Source organism: Agarivorans litoreus (assembly GCF_019649015.1).
GTDB classification, from domain to species: domain Bacteria; phylum Pseudomonadota; class Gammaproteobacteria; order Enterobacterales; family Celerinatantimonadaceae; genus Agarivorans; species Agarivorans litoreus.
This window is the reverse complement of record NZ_BLPI01000001.1, coordinates 1,792,749-1,815,247: the sequence shown is the minus strand read 5'-3', so window position 1 is coordinate 1,815,247 and position 22,499 is coordinate 1,792,749. Positions and strand designations below refer to the sequence as shown.

Genomic DNA, 22,499 nt, shown 5'->3' with positions numbered 1-22,499 from the left:
CGGAGATTTTTTAAACATGAAGTTGCAAGCCTTACGCTTTGTTCGCCACAGCCTTGTTGGCCTAATTGGATTAGGTCTTTGTGGTGTCGTGAGTGCCACCGAGTTCTCTGCCAATTTTAAAGGCGCTGATATTAGTGAATTCATTACCACGGTTGGACGTAATCTCAACAAAACTATCATCGTAGACCCTGCGGTACGCGGTAAGGTTAATGTGCGTAGTTACGATTTATTGACCGAAGAACAGTACTATCAGTTTTTCTTAAGTGTGTTAGACGTTTATGGCTTTGCGGTTATTGATATGCCAAACGGCGTAACCAAAGTTGTGCGAGCTAAAGACGCTAAAGCCGGAGCGATTCCGGTGGTTGACCGTGATGATCAAGCCTTGGGCGATGAAATGGTTACCCGAGTGGTACCAGTACTCAATGTATCGGTACGTGAACTAGCGCCTTTGTTGCGCCAGCTAAATGATAATGCTGGTGGCGGTAACGTGGTGCACTACGATCCATCAAACGTAATTATGCTTACTGGCCGCGCAGCCGTGGTTAATCGTTTAGTTGAAATTATTCGCCGAGTAGATAAAGCCGGGGACCAAGAGGTGGATATTGTTCGCCTTAAGTTTGCCTCAGCGGGAGAATTAGTCAGAATTATCGAGTCACTTACCGCAAGTACCGGTGCAAAAGGCGCTACTGCTAGTTTGCTAATCCCAAAAGTGGTAGCGGATGAACGCACCAACAGTATTGTGGTATCGGGTGAACCTAGCGCGCGAGCACGAATTGTTCGCTTAGTGGCAAAACTTGATAGTGAATTAGAAACCTACGGTAATACCCGTGTTTTTTACTTGAAGTATGCCAAAGCAGGCGACTTGGTTGATGTACTTAAAGGTGTTAGTGAGACCGTCGCGGCGGAAGCTGCTGGTGGGAGTAAGAAAACCAATGCCAGCAACTCACGTGGCAACTTCTCAATTGAAGCCCACGAAGATACCAATACTTTGGTAATTACCGCTCAGCCAGACAACATGCGAACCCTTGAGGGCGTGATTAACCAGTTAGATATTCGCCGTGCCCAAGTAAACGTGGAAGCGATTATTGTAGAAGTAGCCGAAGGTGATGGTATTAGCCTTGGTGTGCAATGGGCCACTAAAGCTGGTGGTGTTCAGTTTAATGATGCTGGCGTATCCATTAGTGAAGTAGGGGCTGGTATTTATGATGCTCAGCCAACGCCAGGATCTACTGTTTGTACTGGTGAAACCTGTACCGTTAATCCAGAAACTCCCGGTGACATCTCTGGCTTAGCTAGTGCTTTGGCCAAAATCTCCGGCGCTGCTTTCGGTTTTAATGGTGCAGACTGGGGCCTATTAGTTCAAGCGGCTGCTAATGATTCGCGCTCTAACTTGCTAGCAACACCATCGATTACCACGCTAGACAACAAAGAAGCTTTTTTTACTGTTGGCGAAGAGGTGCCAGTATTAACCGGATCTGCGTCTAGCAGTAGTAACGATAATCCTTTTACTACGGTTGATCGTAAAGAAGTGGGTATCAAGCTAAAAGTCACCCCGCAAATTAACGAAGGTAATGCGGTTCAACTGACCATTGAACAAGAAGTCTCTAAGGTGCAAGGCCAAACGTCAGTGGATGTGGTATTTGCAAAACGTCAATTGCAAACTACAGTGCTAGTCGATAGTGGCGATACTGTTATTTTAGGCGGTTTGTTAGACGATCAAATTGAAGAGAGTGAGTCTAAAGTTCCGCTACTGGGTGATATTCCAGTATTAGGGCACTTATTCCGTTCAACTAACTCGAAAAAAGTTAAACGTAATTTAATGATCTTTATTCGTCCAACTATTATTCGTGACTCTGTCACCATGCAAAACATTAGTTCGCGTAAATATAGTCAAATCCGAGCCCAACAGTTGTTACGTGAAGAGTTAGGTGTGGTTCTCATGCCTGAAACTAAAGTGCCGGTACTGCCAGAATTCAACTCAACCGATGATGTTTCGCCAGAAGTGCAAGAGTACATCGATTACTTAAAAGAAAAGAACGAACGCCTAAAGAAAGAAGAAGCTGAAAAAGCACTAAAAGAAGCGCAAACAAACAAAGAGCAAGTGAGTGCCGAGTAATGGACTTAGATGCTGAGCTAAATGTATTAGAAGATGAAAAGGCCTTGGTATCTGATACCCCGCACATGGAAGGAGTAGAAGGATGGCAGCTGCCTTATATGTTTGCCAAAACTTACGGCGTTATGTTGGAGAAAAAACAAGACGCTTGGCAGGTCTACCATAACTCTAAGGTGGAGTTAGAAGCCTTATTAGAAATACGTCGGGTATTACAGCAAACATTTTCTTGCGAACAACTGTCTGATGAAGAGTTTGAACAGCGCCTAACCGAAGGTTACCAGCGAGATTCATCGCAAGCTCGTCAGCTAATGGAAGATATCGGCAACGATATGGACTTCTATACCTTGGCCGAAGAGCTTCCGGAAAATGAAGACTTATTAGAAACCGAAGACGATGCACCAATCATTAAATTGATTAACGCCATGTTAGGTGAAGCGATTAAAGAAGGGGCCAGTGATATTCACATTGAAACCTTTGAAGCAGCCCTGGTGATTCGTTTTCGTATTGATGGCGTATTGCGTGAAATTTTACGCCCGCACCGCAAGCTTGCCGCTTTGTTGGTTTCGCGTATTAAAGTAATGGCGCGCTTAGACATTGCTGAGAAGCGGGTACCGCAAGATGGTCGTATTTCTTTGCGTATTGCTGGCCGTGCCGTAGATGTGCGGGTTTCAACCATGCCATCTAGCCATGGCGAGCGTGTTGTACTGCGTTTACTAGATAAAAATAATTCGCGTTTGAAACTTGAAAGCCTAGGCTTGGCAGAAAACTACCGCGAAGTGATTAGCGATCTACTAAAAAAACCACACGGTATTATTTTAGTTACTGGGCCAACTGGTTCTGGTAAAAGTACTACCTTATACGCTGGCCTTAACGACATTAATACCAAAGATCGGAACATTCTCACCGTAGAAGACCCGGTGGAATTTAATATTGAAGGCATCGGTCAAACCCAAGTTAATACCAAAGTGGATATGACTTTTGCACGCGGTTTGCGGGCTATTCTTCGTCAAGACCCAGACGTAGTAATGATTGGTGAGATCCGTGACTTAGAAACCGCGCAAATTGCGGTGCAAGCTAGTTTAACTGGTCACTTAGTATTATCTACTCTGCACACCAATACTGCGATTGGTTCGGTGACCCGTTTACGCGATATGGGAGTTGAACCGTTTTTATTATCATCGAGTTTATTGGCAGTGTTGGCGCAGCGTTTAGTACGTACTTTATGTCAAGATTGCTGCGAAGCCCATCTGGTGAGTGAGCACGAGCATCAGCTGTTAGGTATTGCAAAAGATGCCACAGTTTACCGCCCAGTAGGCTGTGAAAGTTGTAATAACACAGGCTATCGCGGACGAACTGGTATTCATGAATTATTACCGGTTACCGATGAAGTGCGCGATATGATCCACTCTGGTAGCAGCGAACAAGAAATTGAAAATGCAGTGCGCTCTAGTTGCCCAAGTATTCGACAAGATGGGGTAAATAAAGTGCTGAAGGGCATTACTAGCCTAGAAGAAGTATTGCGGGTCACCCGCGAAGGATAGTTAGTCTAATGCCAGCATTTGAGTATCAAGCCTTTAATAAAAAGGGCAAAAAATCTAACGGAGTTCATGAAGCTGAATCGGCGCGTCAGGTTCGCGCTCATCTACGTGAGCAAGGCTTAACCCCGCTCAAAATTGAGCAAGTGGCTGAGCGTGCTCAAAAAGCCAGCGCTGGTTTTCGTTTGCGAAGCAAAGTTAGCACCTCAGATTTAGCCCTATTAACTCGCCAACTCGCGACTTTGGTTGCGGCCGCAATGCCTATTGAAGAGTCGCTCAAGGCGGTGGGGCAGCAATGCGACAAACCCAAGCTTAAAAGTATCATTCTTGGGGTGCGCTCTAAAGTTGTAGAAGGTTACAGCTTGGCCGATAGCATGGCCGAATTCCCCGACGTATTCGAAAAACTATATTGCGCCATGGTGGCCGCAGGCGAAAAATCAGGCCACCTAGATAAAGTGCTTGATCGTTTAGCCGACTACACCGAGCAGCGCCAAGCGATGCGCATGAAAACCATGCAAGCTTTAATCTACCCAGCAGTACTTACCTTTGTGTGTTTAGGTGTTATTGCGATTCTGTTGGTATCGGTAGTACCTAAGGTTGTAGCGCAGTTTGAACACATGGGACAGGAGCTGCCCAACGCCACTAAGTTTTTGATTTATGTGAGTGAACTAGTGAGTGATTATGGCCTGTTCTTCTTAATTGGCGGCATGCTAGCGATGGTGCTTTGGCAGCGTTTATTGCAGAAAGACAGCATAAGAATGAAATGGCACCAGCGAATTTTAGGCATGCCAGTGGTGGGTAAGGTGAGCAAGGGGCTTAATACCGCGCGCTTTGCTAGAACCTTAAGTATTTTGAATGCCAGTGCCGTGCCTTTGTTAGAAGGTATGGGCATTGCCGGTGAAGTACTTACCAATGATTACGCACGTGCTCAGGTATTGGATGCCGCCTCTAAAGTACGCGAAGGCGGCAGTTTGCACTCTTCACTAGAAGCCACCAAATTGTTCCCACCGATGATGCTACACATGATCGCCAGTGGTGAGCGTTCAGGGGAATTGGAAGGAATGTTAGAACGCGCGGCAGATAACCAAGACCGCCAGTTCGAAACACAAGTGAACATAGCATTAGGGATATTCGAGCCTGCCTTGATCGTGACTATGGCGGGTATCGTGCTATTTATCGTAATGGCAATTCTATTGCCGATTTTGGAACTTAATAACATGGTGGGGCTATAGCACCTGCCGGTATTTCGGAGTAAGTAACATGCAAAAGTCGACGCACACTCAAGCAACTAGCCGAGGTTTTACCTTGCTAGAGGTGATGGTGGTGATTGTAATTCTAGGTATATTGGCCGGTTTAGTTGTTCCTAACCTATTAGGGAACAAAGAAAAAGCCGATATTCAAAAGGCAAAAACCGATATTATCGCTCTAGAAAATGCCTTAGACATGTACCGTCTGGATAACTCGCGTTACCCCACTACTGAGCAAGGTCTAGAAGCCTTGGTCACTAAACCAAGTTCTGGTCCAGAGCCGCGTAATTATCCAGAAGACGGCTACTTACGTCGTCTACAAAAAGACCCATGGGGTAATGATTACATTTTAATTAGCCCAGGTGAAAAGGGGCGTATTGATATCTTTAGTGCTGGTTTAGACGGCGAAGAAGGTACCAGTGACGATATTGGTAACTGGAACTTAGATCAGTAAATTGCTTAAGTCTCGCTTAGCTCATCGCAATCGCCAGCAAGGTTTTACCTTGCTGGAGGTTATTTTGGTATTGTTATTAATGTCGATGGGCATCTATTCGGTTGTTATGTCAGTATCGGGTTCGAGCGAGCAAAAGATCGTTGAACAACAAGCCAAGCGTTTAGCCGCTTTGATTCAATATGCTCAAGAGCAGGCGCTGCTTACTGGCTATGATTATGGCATTTACAGTGATGCCGAAAAGTACCAGTTTGTGCGGATGGAAAAACAGCGCTGGGTAAAACTTAACGATCGAATTTTTAAAGAAAAAGTATTTGAAGAACCGTATTTTCTAGAGTTAAGCCTAGAAAATGTGGAGCTCGAAGAACAAGGTTATGGCAGTGGTACCTTAGGTTTCGAAGGTGATGGCTTGTTTGAAAAAGACTTCATCACCGAGGAAGTTGAACAAACCATAGTGCCACAAGTATTGCTGCTAAGTAGTGGTGAAGTGACGCCCTTTAAACTGGTGTTTGCTTATGAAGATAGCCTTAATCGCTGGCAAGTAAGCAGCGATGATTTAGGTCAGCTCACCATCGCTCGAGATCTAGAGCAATGAATAAGCAACGGGGGATGACCTTACTAGAAGTGATGGTGGCTTTAGCGGTGCTAGCCATTGCAGGTACGGCGGTCATGAAAAGTGCCTCAGAAAACCTGCGCAGTTTAACTTACATTCAAGATAAAACCTTTGCCCTATGGATTGCCGACAATCAAATGGCCGAGCTTAAGCTCAGTAAGACCTGGCCCGGCACGTCTAGTCGAAAAGGAACTACAAAATTTGGTGATACTGATTGGCATTGGCGCTCACAAGGAGTAGCTACTGGCGATCCTAATTTTGTGGCAGTGACTATTTCGGTTTATCGCAATGCCGAGGAAAAATCCGCCTTGGCCGAAATAACTAGCTATGTGAGCCGTTGATGAAGCAGCGCGGTTTTACCTTATTAGAAATGCTGGTGGCAATTGTTATTTTTGCTTTGCTTACTATGGCTGCTTACCAAGTATTGCAAGGGGTTATGCGTAGCGATGAGATTTCGCAGCGCCATGGCGAAAGCCTGCAAGCCTTGCAACGCGCGATGTTTTTTATGCAACGCGATTTTACTCAGCTGGCACCGCGTTCGGTGAGAGATGAAACCGAAGAGCAGCGCCCCTTAATCATGGCTGAGAAGTATTTGTTAGAAAGCGATGACATGGGCATTGAAATGCTGGTGTTAGGCTGGCGTAACCCGCAATCGGTGATTCGTCGTTCGCAACTGCAACGCGTGGCATATTTGTTAAAAGACGAAAAATTGATTAAACGCTTTTACAACCATCCCGATGCTGTTGTGGGTTACGAACCCCGCGAAATGGTGTTGCTTAACGATGTTGAAGAGCTCAACTTTCGCTTTCATGGTTCTAGTGGTTGGAGCCAGCAAGTGTCAGATAGCAATCAACTACCGCGTGCGGTAGAAGTGACCTTGCGACATAAAGATTATGGTGAATTACGCAGGGTGTTTTTAAGCCCAGAAGGTAGCAGATCGCCAGTGGCCAGTCAGGCTCAAGAGGATGCGAGTAATAGCCAAGGCGGCAACGGTGGTAGCGACGGTAGTAATAATAGCGGTGGCAATAACTCGGGAAGTCAGCCTCCACCGGAGGGCAGCTAATGGCTATCGAAAGCCTACCGACAAAACAACGTGGAGTTGCCCTGCTTACCGTAATGCTCATTTTAGCGGTAATGGTGGTAGTGGCGGCGCAGTTTAGTCAGCGCTTGCAACTAGATTTAGCTAGAGCGACTAACTTGCAGCATTCGTTACGCTCAAACTGGATGCTATCGGGCGCCGAAGCTTTTGCCTTAAAAGTGATAAAGCAAGATTTAGAGGATGATGATAGGGTGCATCTTGGCCAATATTGGGCCACCGAAGGTATGGTGTTCCCGGTTGAAGATTCGGTGATTAAAGGCCAAATTGTAGATATGCAGGCCTGTTTTAATCTAAATGCGTTAGGGCAACCAAATAAAACTGACGGGCAACCACCTAAAGTGGCTGATCAGTTTATTGGCTTGTTGGTGGCGGTTGGTGTTGATGCCTATAGCGCAGAGCAAATAACTGATGCGACTAGAGATTGGATTGATGCAGATACTATTCCTTTGCCACAAGGGGCTGAAGACGGTGTATATGAAGGTTTAAACCCTTCTTACCTGCCAGCGAATATGCCGATGGTAGATAAAAGTGAATTTAGAGCGGTTTATGGCGTTACTGCAGGAATATATCGCCGGGTTGCACCTTTTATCTGCGCGATACCCGAGACTGGCTTAGCGATAAATGTGAATACGGTAGCAGCCGATCAGCCGCAACTTTTAGAAGCGCTATTTTATCCCAATTTGGATAACACCGGCGCACAGCAGGTCTTGAATGACCGTCCCGATGAGGGGTATCGTACCTTGGATGAGATGATGACTCATCCAGCGTTAGCGGGGATCCCGCTTACTCAACCGGGTTTACAGCAAACAATGTCGCTGCAATCGAACTACTTTAAGGCTCAACTGTTAGTGGAAAATGAACAAGGACAAGCACAAATGACCAGCGTTATTCAGCGCAGTGGTACTTCTGATCTTAAAGTGATTAGACGTTCTTACGGAGACGAACTGTGAACGAACAACTCATCATTCGCCTGCCGAGCACCGGCAAAGAAGTTATTAACTGGATGGTTTGGTCTGACAGCGAGCAGGAGCTTATTGCTGCCGGTGAATTGTCCAGTAGTGCCGAATTAGGTTTGCTACAAGACAAGACCGAACAGCGCCGTGTTATCGTATTGATTCCGGCTAGTGATATTAGCCAGCACCGCTTAGATTTGCCTAAGTCGGCACAGCGCTCATGGCAGCAGGTTGCGCCTTTTATGCTCGAAGAGCAGTTGGCGCAAGACCCCGACAATCTACATATTTGCTTGCTAGACAAAGGCAAAGATAGCATTGATGTTGCTTGCGTAAGCCATCAGCAGATGGAAAGCTGGCTAGACATGCTTGAAACTGCCGGCATAGCAAGCCAAACTTGGTGTGTTGACGCTCTATGTTTACCTGAAGCCGAAGCAGGCCAAGCGACAGCCATTCAGCTTAACCAACAATGGTTATTCCGTTTCGCCGATGGGCGAGTAATGAGTGTTGATGAAACATGGCTTCCCACCGCTTTTCCGCTTATCGCTAAACAGTATCCTGAGTTAGTGATTCAACACTATAGCCCTGCACCTAAGTTGGATGAAGAATCAATAAAGTGGCAAGCGGGGGCTCCCGAACTGCCGATGAAGCTATTAAGTGACGGGGCGAAAAAAGCCAAGCTGAATTTGCTTCAAGGGCGCTATGCGGCGGCTAACCCTCTTGCGCAACTTTGGCTGCAGTGGCGAAAAGTGGCTATTGCCGCCGGAGTGTGTTTTGTATTGGCCTTGGCCTATCAACTTATTGATACCCACAAAACAGAACAACAAATTGCCCGTGTTGATGAAAACATTCGAACTGTTTACAAAAGGGTATTTCCTGAAGTTTCACGCGTTCGTGATAGTCGTATCCGTAGTGATTTTCGCAAAGCTCTTGCCGGAATTGGCGAGGCTCCCCAGCAAGATTTCTTGATGATGATGATTCATCTCTCTACTGCTTTTGACAAAAACAAAGATCTGAACCCGATTAGCCTGCGCTATGACCATGAAAAAGGTGAAATACGTTTGCAGGCACAAGCCAAAAATTTCCAAACTTTTGAGCAGTTTCGCCAGTCGGTTCAGCCTTTCGAAAGTGAACAAGGTACCTTGAGCAATAAAGCAGGTGCGGTGGTTGGCACGTTAGTCATAAGGAACGCATCATGAAGCAGTGGTGGCAAAGTTTAAATAAGCGTGAACAAAACCTGGTTACGGCTGCCACGGTATTAGTGGCGATAGCCGTTTTGTATTGGGGTATTTGGTCTCCTATTGCAAGTGCAAATGCGCAAGCTAAACAGCGCTTAGAGAATCAACAGCAAACTTTGCAGTGGGTTCAAGAGAAAGGATCGTTAATTATTGCTAATGGACGTCCGCAGCAAACCAACAGCGATGTAAAAGTAAGCCAAGCGGTTAGCAGTTCAGCACGCCAGCAGCGGATTACGATCAGCCGCATTCAACCTAAGGGTGATGAGGTAGAGGTGTGGATTGAAAGTGTGCCGTTTAATCAGTTGATGATTTGGTTAAAAATGCTTAGTCAGCGCTATGGCATTATTGTTGAAAATGTAGATTTAGATGAAGGTAAACCAGAGGGCATTGTTGGTGTTCGACGTTTACGTTTAGGAAAAGCTGAATGAAGAAGTACCTCGCTTTAGCGCTATTACTTATATTGGTGTATTTGGTTAGTTTGATAGCTACCACGCCCTTGGCCGTAGTACTCAATTATGCACCATTGCCAAAAGGTATTGCGCTTAATCAACCCAGTGGCAGCTTATGGAATGGCAAGTTGAGCAGTGTTGATACGCCAAACTTAAGCCTAAACCAAGTAAGTTGGCAGTTAAAACCCAGCGCCTTATTGTTGGGGCGAATTGCTGCTGACGTGCAGCTTGGTACTGGTCAAGAGCTACATGGAGAAGGGCAAGTAGGTTTGAGCTTTTCCGGTTGGTATGTCAAAGATTGGCAATTAGAAGCCCCTGCCAGTTGGGTAGTTGAACAGGTGCCAATGCCGCTGCCCTTATCTATTGAAGGTGATATTCAATTAAACCTTGCCGAAGCCAGCCAAGGCAGCCCGTGGTGTGAGAAATTAGCCGGGCAACTGCTTTGGCTAGGTCCGTTAATTGGTACCCCATTAGGCGAATTACGCTTAGATAACGCAAATGCACAGCTAAGCTGTAATGAAGGGCAACCTACTATTCAGCTCAAGCATAGCGATTCTCAGCTAGAGTTGGAATTGCTAGCCTCTGTTGGACAGCCAAATTGGTTGGCCGAAGGTAAAATTAAAGCGGGCGCAGAAATGCCTAACACCATGAGTGGGAACCTTAAGTACATAGGCCGCCCCGACCCCCAAGGTTTTTATCGCTTTAAGCAACAAGGCCGCCTGCCTCGGTAAAGTAAAAGCTAGCTCTTAGAGCTAGCTTTTTTGTTTGCTTAGTTCTGCTAGCCTAATAGTTCTTTAGTGAAATGATGGTAGTTATCTATAGACGGGTAGTGGGTAAATTCTTTACTGGCCTGTTTTGAATCAGGATTATTAATCCCTAACAGATACTTAATGCCAAACTTGTTGGCTTGATCGAGCACGGTTTCGTTGTCGTCAATAAACAAAGTACGTTCAGGGTCAAAAGGATGGTGCTCTATTAAAGCCTGCCAAAGCTTGGGATCTTCTTTAGGGTAACCAAACTGGTGGGCACTAAACAAAGTATCAAGGTATTGATCTAGGCCGGTTACTTTAATTTTGGTAGTCAGCCCGTCGGGGTGACAGTTGGTCAGCAATACCCGTTTCTTCCCCGCTGTAGCGAGCGCTTCTAAGAAGGGTTTTACATCGTCTCGCCATTGAATCTTATGTTCAACTTCTGTTTTTAAGTTGCGAATATCAATATTGGTTTTATTGCTCCAATAATCGAAGCAATACCAATCTAGAGTGCCGGATACGGTTTCGTAGTCGGCGAACAAACGCTCACGCGCCTCATCTAAACTTAAGTTATTTTGGTGGGCGAAGGAGATGGGCAGATAATGCATCCAAAAGTAATTATCGTAATGCAGATCTAATAAAGTGCCATCCATATCTAATAAAACAGTATCGATTTTAGTCCAGTCAAACATTCTTAGTCGCTAATCCTTGAGTGCTTCTAACAGCAATGTAACAATGACATTACGTTAATGATAGCAGGAAGATAGATGAGCAAGCATCATCCGCCTCGATTATTAGACAGCGCCATCGCTGCCGAAAGTCGCTTCTTCAAAATTGAAGAACTACATCTCGAGTTTAGCAATGGTGAACGACGGATTTATGAACGCTTAGTCGGCTCAGGACGGGGCGCAGTAATGGTATTACCGATTACTGAGCAAAATGAGCTGCTGCTTATTAGTGAATATGCTGCCGGAACAGAGCGCTATGAACTAGGCTTTGTTAAAGGCTTGGTTGATCGTGGTGAAGCGGCTATTGATGCTGCTAACCGCGAATTACAAGAAGAAGTGGGATTTAAAGCGCAAGATTTGCAACTACTCACCGAATTATCGGTAGCACCGGGATATTTCTCTAGTCATATGTCGGTGTATGTAGCGCAGGGTTTGCTGCCCAGTGTGTTGGAAGGCGATGAGCCAGAACCCTTAGAAGTGATAAAGCTACCACTTGATGAGATAGATAATTTGTACGCAAATCCAGCCTTTTCTGAAGCGCGTAGTGTTGCGTCATTGTTACTCCTTGAGAAATGGTTAAAGCAGAACAAGGTGAGAAGTATATAGGATGATAGACCCTGCTAGTGTGTTGTCAGAGGTGATTGAAATTGCTCGTGGTGCTGGCGAAATTATTCGTAAAATCTATGAAGAAGGTGATTTTGTTAGCGAAGTAAAAGATGATGCTACGCCGGTAACCTCGGCGGATTATGCTGCGCACCATTACATTATGGACGCACTTAGCAAGCTTACCCCAGAGATCCCGATTTTATCTGAAGAACAAGCCGATATTAGCTTAGCGGACAGAGAGGCTTGGCAATGTTATTGGTTAGTTGACCCGCTTGATGGTACTCAAGAGTTTGTTTCTGGTAGTGGCGATTTTGCTACCGAGATTGCCTTAGTCCAAAACAACCAACCAGTGCTTGGCGTGGTGTATGGCCCCATTGTGCAAATCTTGTATGCTGCGGTAAAAGGTCAGGGTGCTTTTAAAGAGCAAAACGGTACACGTACTTCAATAAAAAGTCGCCATTACCCCGATAAGCCAGAGCATATTCGAGTAGCGACGAGCCGCGTTCAGCGTCCAGCTTTACTGCAGGCAATATTAAACTGTAACTATCATTACAAGTTGTACCCCTTAGGCAGTGCCAGTTTAAAAAGTTGCATGGTGGCAGAAGGTGCAGCTGATTGCTATATAAGGGTTGGTCCCACTGGTGAGTGGGATACCGGAGCACCGCAAATTATTTTACAAGAAGCCGGCGGTACCTTGCTTGATCTGCATTTACGAGAGTTAAGTTATAACCGACGAGAGTCTTTAGAGAACCCCAATTTTATTTCTTTGGGTGACCCACAACTACCATGGCAAGATATTTTAAAAAATCCTAGCTAGTAGAGGTAAAGCTCAACAGGAACGCTAGGCTTATAAACTTGGTTTAACTAACAACTCGGACACATCTGGCTAATATTCGTTTTTACAATGGTTTAACCTCAAGGTAATAGCGGGTATAATTTTGCCAATAATGACAAGGATGCCTAATACTGCGGTCAGTAGGCACGATGAGGAGAGATAAGGGTGAAGCTTTTGAACTGGAAAACACTGGTACTATCTATTTGCTTAACAATTGTGCCGAATGCTTTTGCGGCTGATATGTCTGATGAGGCGATTGCCGAGCGTATTAAGCCAGTGGGTGAAGTTTATCTAGATGGCGAGTTAGAAGTTGCCAAAGCACCTGCTGCTTCAAGCGGCCCTCGTGCTGGCGACGCGGTATATAATACTTTCTGTACTGCCTGTCACAGCACTGGCGCTGCGGGTGCTCCGAAGAAAGGCGACAGCGCCGCTTGGGCACCACGTATTGCCCAAGGCGATCAAACTATGTTTGACCATGCATGGAAGGGCTTTAACGCAATGCCAGCAAAAGGTACTTGTGGCGACTGTAGTGAAGACGAAATTAAAGCAGCTATTGCTTACATGATTGAGTAAGCGAACACTTAAATCAAAAAAACACCACGCATTGCGTGGTGTTTTTGTTTGTACTGCAAAATGATAGCCGCTTAAGTGCTTAACTGTTTTTTCTGCGGCGTTGGCGTTTCTTAGCTTTTTGTAACTCTTCCACCATCTTTTTACGCTCTTCTTTTTCTGCCACAATTTTCGCGGTTTCTACTTTCTCTACTGCAACCATTTCAGGTGTTTCTAAGGTGATACGACCAATAGTGGCATCGCGTAATTCATTAAGAATAATGGTGGCTGCTTTAACATAATCGACCTGTCCGCCACGCACTAAACAGCCTCGTTTTCGACCAATCTCTTCCATTAATACAACTTCAGATTCAGGTAGTTCTTCGAGTTTATAACGTGCCTTAAGCTGCTCTGGGTAGGCTTGTAGCAAGTACTCACAGGTAAAGGCGGCAACGTCATCGTATTCCATAGCGGTGTCTTTAACTGCACCGGTGGCGGCTAAGCGGTAACCACTGGCTACGTTATCGAACTTTGGCCACAGAATACCAGGTGTATCCGAGAGGATAATATTGCCATCTAAACGGATCCGCTGTTGCGCCTTAGTTACCGCAGGCTCGTTGCCAGTTTTGGCTATTTGGCGGCCGGCTAAGGCATTAATTAAGGTAGACTTACCCACATTAGGAATACCACATATCATGGTGTGAATAGGTTTATCTACGCCGCCTTTGTTAGGCAACATGCTTCGGCACAGCTTAAGTAAGTCTTGGGTTTGATTACCTTGAATGGTGCATAGAGGGATCGCTTTTACTCCTTGCTCTTGTTCAAAGTATTCTTGCCAAAGGGCAGTTGTTTTGGGGTCGGCTAAGTCGCTTTTATTTAATACCTTGATACAAGGTTTGTCGCCACGCAGGCTAGCAACCATTGGATTTTCACTGCTGTAGGGAATACGCGCATCCAATACTTCGATGATTAGATCGATTTTAGGCATCACTTCTTTAATTTGTTTTTGGGCCTTGTGCATGTGCCCTGGATACCATTGAATAGCCATTTTATCCCACCTCAACTGCGTAATTGGCGCTCATTGTACTTGCTAAATCGTTAAAGTGTAGTGCTTTGTGATCTAACAATTAGTTCAGATAGCTTAATTTAAGTACATTTATTAAGCAGATAGAAAAATCTTTCAGTATTCTTTGCAACTAGCTGCTATGGTTTTAGCATCGATTAATTCAACTGCTGGTTTGTTATCGCTAGCAGTGTAAAAGGACAATCTTAGGGAAGAGATAATGTCTAGCAGTGAACTACCTAGTGATATTGATTTGGAACCTCAGCAGCCGGTGGAACAGCAAACATCTGCCAATCATCGTTCCGGCATCAGCTTACAAGCGCGCTATGAGCATCATAAAGCACGGCATAAATATTATAAAAAAGGCTACAAACACCTGCGCCGCTATCGCTGGATTAGCCTTGGTTTAGGTATTGTGAGTTTTAGCGCGGTATTCTCTTTAATAGCAGTACTACCTACTTACAACGAAGTGAAAAATGATTATGACGATAGCTTGGTTGAACTAAAGATTATTGAGGATCAAAATCGTCAGTTAAAAGCAGCCTTGCTTAGCGAGCGCCGAAACAATTTTGAACTGAATAAAGAAAATCATCCAGAGCTGCGTATTTTCGCCTTTAATACACTTATCGCAACAGACCAGAGCAACATTCGTTCTGCTTTTTTTGAAGCTTCAGACGATACGGGGAAAAAAGTCGCCATTAGTTACCAGTTATTGGCGAAAGGTCCGGTAGAACATCAATTAGCGCTAGTTCTGATTGACCAAACTGGCGAGCAAGTGTTTCAACAAATTATTGATTTTGGTGAAACCCCACCTAAACAAGATGAATCATTAACCTTAGAAAACACCATTAACTTGGATAAAAGCTTAGATGTTCGTTACTTCAGAATTGTTGAACTAAAGGATGAATAGGCCTTATCTGCCTGCTTAACTAAAGGAGCGTAAAGTTCCTTTTTTACGGCTATTTAGCGCTATACTGCCAGCTAATCGATTAACTTTGCTGTGAGGGCAAGTATGTATATCAGCGATAAATTTGATAGTGGCAATATTCGTGTTGTAGAACTCAATGATCCTCTAAATATTAAACTAGAGATAAAACACGACAATCAATCGGAATTTTTCCAATGGTTTCACTTTCGTTTTGAAGGGCCTTTGGAGCAACAATATCGTTTTTCTCTGATTAATGCGGGCAAATCGGCCTATGCAAAAGGCTGGCAAGGTTATCAAGTTGTCGCCTCTTACGACCGAGAAGAGTGGTTTAGAATTGATACCGACTTTGACGGCGAGCAGTTGCATTTCTCTTTGCTCCTTGAGCAGCCTAGTGTTTATTTTGCTTACTTCGCGCCCTATAGCTACGAGCGTCATCAGGATTTACTGCATACCATGCAGCAGGATTATCGGGTAAATCTAAATACCCTAGGCCAAACCATAGATGGTCGAGATATGAGTTTGCTTACTGTTGGCGATGCCGAGAGCGCCAAATATAAAGTTTGGGTTATGGCTCGCCAACATCCGGGTGAAACGATGGCCGAATGGTTTGTTGAAGGCTTGTTAGGCAACTTGCTGGACCAAGACAATCCCCTAGCAATAAAGCTGTTAGAAGACACCGTGTTTTATGTGGTGCCGAATATGAACCCAGATGGTTCGGTTCGTGGACATTTAAGAACTAACGCTGTCGGCACTAACCTAAACCGAGAATGGCAGAATCCTACAATGGAACGCAGTCCCGAAGTGTTTCTAGTAAGAGAGAAGATGCTAGAGCTAGGTGGTGACTTGTTTTTAGATATTCATGGCGATGAAGATTTACCCTATAACTTTGTAGCGGGATGTGAAGGTATTCCTTCTTACAACGAGCGCCATAAACTGCTCGAAGACACCTTTAAAGAGGCGTTTATGGCAATATCTCCTGATTTTCAAGATACCTATGGTTACGCCAAAGACGAGCCAGGACAAGCTAACTTAACCATTGCTGCGGCCTGGTTAGGCGAACAGTTTAAAACCCTGTCTTACACCATCGAAATGCCCTTTAAAGATAATGCCGACATGCCCGAAGAAGCCTTTGGCTGGTCGCCAGAGCGTGCTATGCAACTAGGCTGTGACGTATTGTTCCCAATAAAACAAACCCTAGCCAAGCTTTAGATAAACTATGAGTACCCGGTTAGTAGCTGGGTGCTTGTCGGCTTTTTTTACACTGTTAACTTGCGATAATTCATCATACCAATCATCTTTTCTCGGCTTTGTTCATTGATAGGCCATCAAATTGTGAACAAGCTCACTATGCATCTATCTAATGTTTGTCAAATATCTATACAAATATAACTGTTTGATTTGTAAATAAATAATGGCGCTAAATCTAACCTCATGAAAAGTATGCAGTTCCTTTCGTGGGAGCAATTTATGCATGCAAAGCTCATGTAATAGAACATCTAACAAACCGCATGGAGTGCTAAATGAGAATAATAAAAGCAAGCATGGTTAGTATTGGCTTCGGTCTTTTGCTTTTAACGCAAACGGCTACAGCTACAGTGATGTATGACCAAAATGTAACTAACGATGTGATATTTGGAAGTGGTAATGCCAACGGTGCTTTTACCGTTGATAGACAAAATGGCATCGAGCTGGGCTTAAGAGCAAAGCTACGTTTTGACGAGTTTAATAACCCGCAAAATATCTTTAATAGCAACGGTGATGGTACTTACCAATTCGACAACATTGCACCGCCTACGGGCTTTGGTTTTGCGCCGGGTTCTCTGGCTACTGCCATTTGGAACTTTGAATGGTCGATAAACAGCAACTTTGACGGTAGCGGTGGCACCTTAGATAGCCTTTCATATTTGTTAGAAATTGATTTTGACCCTAGCGCGGCCACTAACTTTATTGGTTTCGATCCGGTCAATGTACCGAACTCTGACAACGCTTTAGGCGATAACAGCACTGGCAATGGTGGAGGTTTGGTAGACTCAACTAATTACGCTAGTTTGCTCAGCGTGTATAACTTGGCGCAAAACTCATGGAATATGGAGTTCGCCACGGGCGATTTCATCTCAACTGAAGTAGGGATTTATGATTTTGTACTAACTGCTTTTGGGCCGCAAGATGAGGTGCTAGCGCGCACTTCCATGCAGGTGATTAACGCGACGGTTGCTGAGCCGCAAACCTTGCTTATTATGTTGTTGTCATTAGCGGGTTTAGCGTGGATTAGACGTAAAACAAGCTAATAAACATCAAGCAAAAAAGGAGCTCAATCGAGCTCCTTTTTATTGCCTGTTTGGCTAATCTCTTAGCTAAGAAAGCTAATATAAGTTTGTAGCACGATCAGGTTCACGATATCTATGAAGAAAGCGCCGACTATAGGCACTACCATAAACGCCGGTGGCGAAGGCCCATTTCGAGACACTAGAGCGCTCATATTCATTACTGCAGTAGGCGTTGCCCCTAAGCCGAAGCCGCAGTGACCACCTGCTATGACAGCGGAATCGTAACCACCGCCCATAAAGCGATAGCTAACATAACTGGCAAACAAAGCAATCATAATGGTTTGGCAAAGCAAGATAATTAGCAGTGGTAGGGCTAAGTCAAAAATTTCCCATAATCTTAAACTCATCAAGGCCATGGACAAGAATAATGATAAAGAGAGTGTGCCGAGCAAATCTACACATTCATGGTTAATCTCATAGCGCCCACTAAATTCACTTGCATTGGCGATTACCACCCCAAAAAATAGTGCGTATACAAAATCAGGCATTTTTAGCCAAGACAGCGCGAGTTCGGTTTCTAGGCCTTTAGCAATCTTGGCCATCACCACGCAAATCAGTAATATAAACAGTACTTCAATCACCGATGTCGGGGTAACTAAATCCTCTTCCTTTCGGCTATAAGTGACTAGATCGGGGTGAGTTCTATGGTGGTTTTTGCCTTTAGAAAAAGGCGATTCTAAATTATTTTTGTTGATCAGGCGTTGCCCAACTGGTCCGCCAATTATACCTCCCATTACCAGCCCAAAAGTGGCGGCTGCCATGGCAAATTCCAAGGTTTGGATGCCATATTCTTCGGCAAAAATTTGTGACCATGCAGCGCCCGTCCCATGGCCTCCAGAGAGGGTGATTGAACCCGCAAACAAGCCCATCATAGGCTCTAAGCCTAGCAAACTGGCTAGCGCCACTCCTAAACCATTTTGTAGAACGATATAGATAGAAGCAACTATAAGAAATATAAAGACTTTTCTACCACCTTTAACTAAGAGCTTATAATTGGCGGCCAACCCAATGGTACTAAAGAACATCAGCATGAGGGTGTTTTGTAGAGGAAGAGAAAACTGGAGTTCAACTCCTTGCATCTTTAGCACTGTAATAACAATGGCTACAACCAAACCGCCTACAATGGGTTCTGGAATATTGTACTTTTTTAGTACAGCAACATAGTGACAAATGATACGCCCGATAAACAATACAGTAAGGGCAACCAGAAAAGACTCCAATTCTCCAACCGAGTACACGGTATCCATATATTTAAAACCTTACAACTAACTCGGCCATTTATTTAGCGTAGCTGGTTGATTGTTATGAGAGATGACTTTGTTATTAATACTGCTGGATAAGTGAGCGAAATGCAAGGTAAGGCAAGGAGCTAAAGAGAGTAGGGGAAGCCAATAAAAACTAAAGCTAAGCATTTTTATGCTTAGCTTTATAGAGGCTGCTAACGCAGAGTAACAAATTCCTCTGCACTGGTCGGGTGAATAGCTACACAAGCATCAAAGTCTGCTTTGGTTGCGCCCATTTTCATGGCTACACCGAACCCTTGCAGAATCTCGTCCATGCCTAAACCAATGCCGTGCAAGCCAACCACTTTTTGCTCATCGCCTGCACAGATGAGTTTCATCTTGGTTACTTGGCGGTGCTGCGTAACTGCAGTGTACATGGCGCCAAAGCTAGAGTTGTACACCTTAATGTTATTTTCACCGTATTTAGCCATTGCTTCTGGTTCTGTTAAGCCAATGGTACCGATGGCTGGGTGGCTAAATACTACAGTAGGGATTAAGTCATAATCCATTTTTGCGTTAGTTTGTCCGTTAAATAGGCGCTCTGATAATAACCGGCCGGCTTTTACAGCAACCGGCGTTAACTCAACTTTGCCAATATTATCGCCTACAGCATAAACCCCAGCAACGTTGGTATTTGAGTACTCATCAACCTTAATGTAACCGTAGTCATCGGTCTCAACACCAATGCCTTCAAGGTTGATCTTGTCGTTGGCTGGTTCGCGGCCAATTGCCCAAATTACGCTATCTACTTGCAAGCTATTACCATTTTCAAAGCTTACAACTAGGCTCCCATCAGCCTGTTTTTCAATGGCTTTAGGAGTGCTGTTGGTATGTAATGTTGGCCCGTCTTCGGCCATTATCTCCACTAAGGTTTCGCTTAGCATCGGGTCAAAGTTACGCAGCGGAGCATGCTTGCGAACGGCTAAGTGAGTTTCGCTACCTAGCGAGTGCAATACGCCAGCGAGCTCAACCGCGATATAACCAGCTCCTAGTACCAATACTCGCTTGGGTTGCTCGGTAAGAGCAAAGAAACCATCGGAATCAATGCCCAGCTCTGCGCCGGGAATATTAGGAATCGTCGGGCGGCCACCGGTAGCAATAAGAATGTGTTTTGCGCGGATTTGTTCGCCGTTTACTTCAACAGTATTAGCATCGACAAACTTGGCAAAGCCGTTGATAACGGTCACGCCATTATTGCCTAACACGCGGTCATAAGAGCCATGGATTCGTTTAATGTAGGCTTCGCGGCTTGCCACTAGCGTAGACCAATCGAACTTATTTACCTGAACATCAAAGCCATAGTCTGGAGCATAGCGGTGAATAGCTTCTGCAACTTGAGCGCCAAACCACATGGCTTTTTTGGGTACACAACCCACATTTACACAGGTGCCGCCAACATGGCGGGCTTCAACTAAGGCAACTTTTTGTCCGTACATAGAGGCACGGTTTGCCGAGGCGATGCCGCCGCTGCCTGCACCAATGCATAGGTAGTCGAATTCTCTCATTAAGGTACTCCGAATTGGGCCGAAAACTTGCAGCAGTATAGCCTGTACTAAAGACCGATGTTAATCAGCTTTTTGCGCTTGGTAAGGCAAACGGATAGAAAAGTGCACGCCTTCGTTGGGTTTGCTATCAAAAGCGATGTGTCCTTTAAGCAATTGAACCACTAAGTTGTATACGATATGCGTACCTAAGCCGCTGCCGCCTTGGCCACGTTTTGAGGTAACGAAGGGGTCAAAAATGCGGTGGGCAATATTGCTATCAACGCCACGGCCAGAGTCGCGATAGTCAATGTGTAGCTGGTCGTCTTCTCGGTGGATCGAAATATCGATACGTTTTTCGCCTTCCCAGCTATCAAAGCCATGTTTTACCGAGTTTAAAATAAGGTTGGAATAGATTTGAGTAAAGCTGCCCGGGAAACTATAGAGCTCGATGTCGTCATCACAGTCGACCACAATTTCGCAGCCAGAACGTCTGATCTTATGGCCCAAAGAAGTAATAACTTGGTTAACATTTTCTTTAAGATTAAAGGTGTAACATGCCTCTGAGCTTTGGTCCACTGCCACCTGTTTGAAGCTGCTGATGAGGTCGGATGCTCGGCGTAAATTGTTTAGCAGTAATTCAGTAGATTGGTTGAGGTTTTGAATCAATTCTTCCATAAACTTGCGGCTAAGCTTACCGCTTTCTATGTTTTTCTTTAGCTGATTGCCTTGCTCTTGTAGATAAGATGCAGCGGTCACGCTTATACCTATTGGGGTATTAATTTCATGCGCCACACCAGCAACTAAGCCTCCCAGCGATGCCATTTTTTCTGCTTCCACTAATGACTGCTGAGCGTTTTTAAGCTTGTCGAAGGCACTGGCAAGTTGCAGGTTGCTTTCTTCTAGTCGCTCGGTACGAGATTGCACTTTTTGTTCAAGCTCGTCGTTGAGCTCTTTAATTTCTTTCTCTACTCGCTTGAGTGGAGTTACGTCGTAACCAAAGGCGATCATGCGTGATACGTGATTTCCTTCGTAAAACGGCACAAAGGTCCATAACAGGGTATATTGATTGTTAGCTTGATCCGTTAGAGTTAACTCTTGATCTTGAATAACCCGCAATTGACGTAGATCGGTTTCGATTTTTTCACGCATGTCATTATCAATAAATACGCTAAGCCAGTTTTGTCCTTCTAATTCTTCTTGATGGAAGCCTGTGAGCATCACGCCTGCTGGGTTGGCAGTGAGCACATTTAGTTGGTTATCTAGGGTCACAATAACTGCGTTACTGGCGTTAATTACCGTGGCTGAAAAGTCACGCTCGTGAGCCAATTGTTCGGTAGCTTTGAGTTTTTGAGCAAATTCATGATCGATTTTTTGAGTCATTTGGTTAAGGGTATTAACCAGTTCTCCCAGTTCATCGTTGCGTATTTTATTGTCGGTATCAATTTTTAGCGGCGCGCCTAAATTATCTAAATCTAAGTTTCGGGTATACTCCACAATAGTATTTAAGTGGCGCACAATTACGTAATAAATAATGAACAAAATGCCAATGGATACCACTAGGGTTTTTACCGTTTGACTGATCAATATCAGCATGGCTTTTTGCCACAAGCGCTCGTAAACCTGCTCAAGCGAAGCGGCTACAAACAGTTTTCCAACCATTTCACCCTGGTAAATCAGCTCAAATTCTTGGGATAAGTCGTAGCGGTCAGCAGAGCGACCTCGCGCCAGCAAAGGTACCTCAGAAGAACCCAGGATTTCTTTTACCAACACATATTGCATATTGGGCAAATTCATAATGCCCTCAATTTGCACCTCAACTTGCTCTTCATCTAAGTTCCACAAACTGGCTGCGATGGGTTGCAAAAAACTGACTTCAATTTGATCAATGCTTTCTTCGATAACTTGAACGTCTTGTTTGTAGTCGTAGCGAAGTTGGATAAGAGTGATGATAAGAGCAAGCAGGGTAGAACAGATAAGAATGTAGGACAGCATCCGCAAAGACAGGCTGTTAGTGCCTTTGTTTAAGGCCAGTTTATGCCACAGCCCTGAGTTTTCAACTTTTGGGGTATTGTTATTATTGTCCATTAATCGATGAGTCCTGTTGGCCTAGGTTATTGATAAACCTAGAACCAAAATAATCCCTAAGGAAATCATAGTCTAATTCAAAGCTATGTAAACTGTCGAAATCACTAAACGTGGGTTGATTTACAAATTTTTAGCCCCAGATTAAGCTATTCATAGCTAGGGTCTGT

General features: G+C 44.7%; 22 protein-coding genes. 17 read left to right on the top strand and 5 right to left on the bottom strand.

What is annotated here, in order from left to right; translation table 11 throughout:
* The first annotated feature begins 16 nt into the window (after positions 1–16).
* Genes gspD through K5L93_RS08350 form a run of 11 tightly spaced genes read left to right on the top strand, consistent with a single transcriptional unit; the run spans position 17 to position 10,426 of the window.
* Positions 17–2,116, top strand: coding sequence for a type II secretion system secretin GspD (gspD, locus tag K5L93_RS08400; RefSeq protein WP_220719292.1), 2,100 nt, complete (start codon positions 17–19; stop codon positions 2,114–2,116).
* Entirely contained in the window at positions 2,116–3,654 is a 1,539-nt protein-coding gene (gene gspE / locus K5L93_RS08395; protein WP_373869972.1) for a type II secretion system ATPase GspE, read from the top strand. Before gspD ends, gspE begins: the two co-directional genes overlap by 1 nt.
* An 8-nt stretch (positions 3,655–3,662) precedes the next feature.
* Positions 3,663–4,880 carry a type II secretion system inner membrane protein GspF gene (gspF, locus tag K5L93_RS08390; protein ID WP_220719291.1) on the top strand — a complete coding sequence of 406 codons (1,218 nt, stop codon included), beginning with the start codon at positions 3,663–3,665 and terminating at the stop codon, positions 4,878–4,880.
* Between the two features lie 28 nt (positions 4,881–4,908).
* Positions 4,909–5,349 carry a type II secretion system major pseudopilin GspG gene (gene gspG / locus K5L93_RS08385; protein ID WP_220719290.1) on the top strand — a complete coding sequence of 147 codons (441 nt, stop codon included), beginning with the start codon at positions 4,909–4,911 and terminating at the stop codon, positions 5,347–5,349.
* A 1-nt stretch (position 5,350) separates the two neighbouring features.
* Positions 5,351–5,941 carry a type II secretion system minor pseudopilin GspH gene (gene gspH / locus K5L93_RS08380; RefSeq protein WP_220719289.1) on the top strand — a complete coding sequence of 197 codons (591 nt, stop codon included), beginning with the start codon at positions 5,351–5,353 and terminating at the stop codon, positions 5,939–5,941.
* Positions 5,938–6,300 (top strand): type II secretion system minor pseudopilin GspI, encoded by a 363-nt coding sequence (gene gspI, locus K5L93_RS08375; RefSeq protein WP_220719288.1) that lies wholly within the window; start codon positions 5,938–5,940, stop codon positions 6,298–6,300. Before gspH ends, gspI begins: the two co-directional genes overlap by 4 nt.
* Positions 6,300–7,022, top strand: a complete 723-nt coding sequence (gene gspJ, locus K5L93_RS08370; protein WP_220719287.1) for a type II secretion system minor pseudopilin GspJ — start codon at positions 6,300–6,302, stop codon at positions 7,020–7,022. The genes gspI and gspJ overlap by 1 nt, the downstream gene beginning before the upstream one ends.
* On the top strand, positions 7,022–8,008 hold the full coding sequence (gene gspK / locus K5L93_RS08365; RefSeq protein WP_220719286.1) for a type II secretion system minor pseudopilin GspK: 987 nt from the start codon (positions 7,022–7,024) through the stop codon (positions 8,006–8,008). Before gspJ ends, gspK begins: the two co-directional genes overlap by 1 nt.
* Entirely contained in the window at positions 8,005–9,207 is a 1,203-nt protein-coding gene (gene gspL / locus K5L93_RS08360) for a type II secretion system protein GspL (protein ID WP_220719285.1), read from the top strand. Before gspK ends, gspL begins: the two co-directional genes overlap by 4 nt.
* The gene (locus K5L93_RS08355) at positions 9,204–9,674 is read left to right on the top strand and encodes a type II secretion system protein M (RefSeq protein ID WP_220719284.1); all 471 of its coding nucleotides are present in this window, start codon (positions 9,204–9,206) and stop codon (positions 9,672–9,674) included. The genes gspL and K5L93_RS08355 overlap by 4 nt, the downstream gene beginning before the upstream one ends.
* Positions 9,671–10,426 carry a type II secretion system protein N gene (locus tag K5L93_RS08350; RefSeq protein WP_220719283.1) on the top strand — a complete coding sequence of 252 codons (756 nt, stop codon included), beginning with the start codon at positions 9,671–9,673 and terminating at the stop codon, positions 10,424–10,426. Before K5L93_RS08355 ends, K5L93_RS08350 begins: the two co-directional genes overlap by 4 nt.
* 47 nt (positions 10,427–10,473) lie before the next feature.
* On the opposite strand, the gene yrfG is transcribed toward K5L93_RS08350, so the two are convergent.
* Complete coding sequence (gene yrfG, locus K5L93_RS08345) at positions 10,474–11,136, bottom strand: GMP/IMP nucleotidase (RefSeq protein ID WP_220719282.1); 663 nt, start codon at positions 11,134–11,136, stop codon at positions 10,474–10,476.
* 75 nt (positions 11,137–11,211) lie between these two features.
* Between yrfG and nudE the strand changes: the two genes are divergently transcribed.
* From nudE to K5L93_RS08330, 3 genes are all read left to right on the top strand, one after another.
* Positions 11,212–11,778: an ADP compounds hydrolase NudE gene (nudE, locus tag K5L93_RS08340; protein ID WP_220719281.1), complete on the top strand. Its 567-nt coding sequence runs from the start codon at positions 11,212–11,214 to the stop codon at positions 11,776–11,778.
* A gap of 1 nt (position 11,779) precedes the next feature.
* Positions 11,780–12,595 (top strand): 3'(2'),5'-bisphosphate nucleotidase CysQ, encoded by an 816-nt coding sequence (gene cysQ / locus K5L93_RS08335; RefSeq protein ID WP_373869971.1) that lies wholly within the window; start codon positions 11,780–11,782, stop codon positions 12,593–12,595.
* Positions 12,596–12,778: 183 nt separating this feature from the next.
* Positions 12,779–13,186: a c-type cytochrome gene (locus K5L93_RS08330; RefSeq protein ID WP_016399769.1), complete on the top strand. Its 408-nt coding sequence runs from the start codon at positions 12,779–12,781 to the stop codon at positions 13,184–13,186.
* Positions 13,187–13,265: 79 nt separating this feature from the next.
* On the opposite strand, the gene ylqF is transcribed toward K5L93_RS08330, so the two are convergent.
* Positions 13,266–14,210 carry a ribosome biogenesis GTPase YlqF gene (gene ylqF / locus K5L93_RS08325; RefSeq protein WP_220719280.1) on the bottom strand — a complete coding sequence of 315 codons (945 nt, stop codon included), beginning with the start codon at positions 14,208–14,210 and terminating at the stop codon, positions 13,266–13,268.
* A gap of 235 nt (positions 14,211–14,445) precedes the next feature.
* On the opposite strand from ylqF, the gene K5L93_RS08320 reads away from it, so the two are divergent.
* The 3 genes from K5L93_RS08320 to K5L93_RS08310 all read left to right on the top strand — a co-directional run bounded on the left by K5L93_RS08320 (position 14,446) and on the right by K5L93_RS08310 (position 17,441).
* Positions 14,446–15,135, top strand: a complete 690-nt coding sequence (locus K5L93_RS08320) for a hypothetical protein (protein WP_220719279.1) — start codon at positions 14,446–14,448, stop codon at positions 15,133–15,135.
* A gap of 102 nt (positions 15,136–15,237) precedes the next feature.
* Positions 15,238–16,362 carry a M14 family metallopeptidase gene (locus K5L93_RS08315; RefSeq protein WP_220719278.1) on the top strand — a complete coding sequence of 375 codons (1,125 nt, stop codon included), beginning with the start codon at positions 15,238–15,240 and terminating at the stop codon, positions 16,360–16,362.
* A 311-nt stretch (positions 16,363–16,673) separates the two neighbouring features.
* Positions 16,674–17,441 (top strand): hypothetical protein, encoded by a 768-nt coding sequence (locus K5L93_RS08310; protein ID WP_220719277.1) that lies wholly within the window; start codon positions 16,674–16,676, stop codon positions 17,439–17,441.
* Positions 17,442–17,503: 62 nt separating this feature from the next.
* Here the strand turns inward: K5L93_RS08310 and gltS are convergent, their stop codons facing one another.
* The 3 genes from gltS to K5L93_RS08295 form a co-directional block, all read right to left on the bottom strand.
* Positions 17,504–18,727 carry a sodium/glutamate symporter gene (gltS, locus tag K5L93_RS08305; protein WP_220719276.1) on the bottom strand — a complete coding sequence of 408 codons (1,224 nt, stop codon included), beginning with the start codon at positions 18,725–18,727 and terminating at the stop codon, positions 17,504–17,506.
* Between the two features lie 191 nt (positions 18,728–18,918).
* Positions 18,919–20,268 carry a glutathione-disulfide reductase gene (gene gorA / locus K5L93_RS08300; protein WP_220719275.1) on the bottom strand — a complete coding sequence of 450 codons (1,350 nt, stop codon included), beginning with the start codon at positions 20,266–20,268 and terminating at the stop codon, positions 18,919–18,921.
* A 60-nt stretch (positions 20,269–20,328) separates the two neighbouring features.
* Positions 20,329–22,332 carry an ATP-binding protein gene (locus K5L93_RS08295; protein WP_220719274.1) on the bottom strand — a complete coding sequence of 668 codons (2,004 nt, stop codon included), beginning with the start codon at positions 22,330–22,332 and terminating at the stop codon, positions 20,329–20,331.
* Between the last annotated feature and the right edge of the window lie 167 nt (positions 22,333–22,499).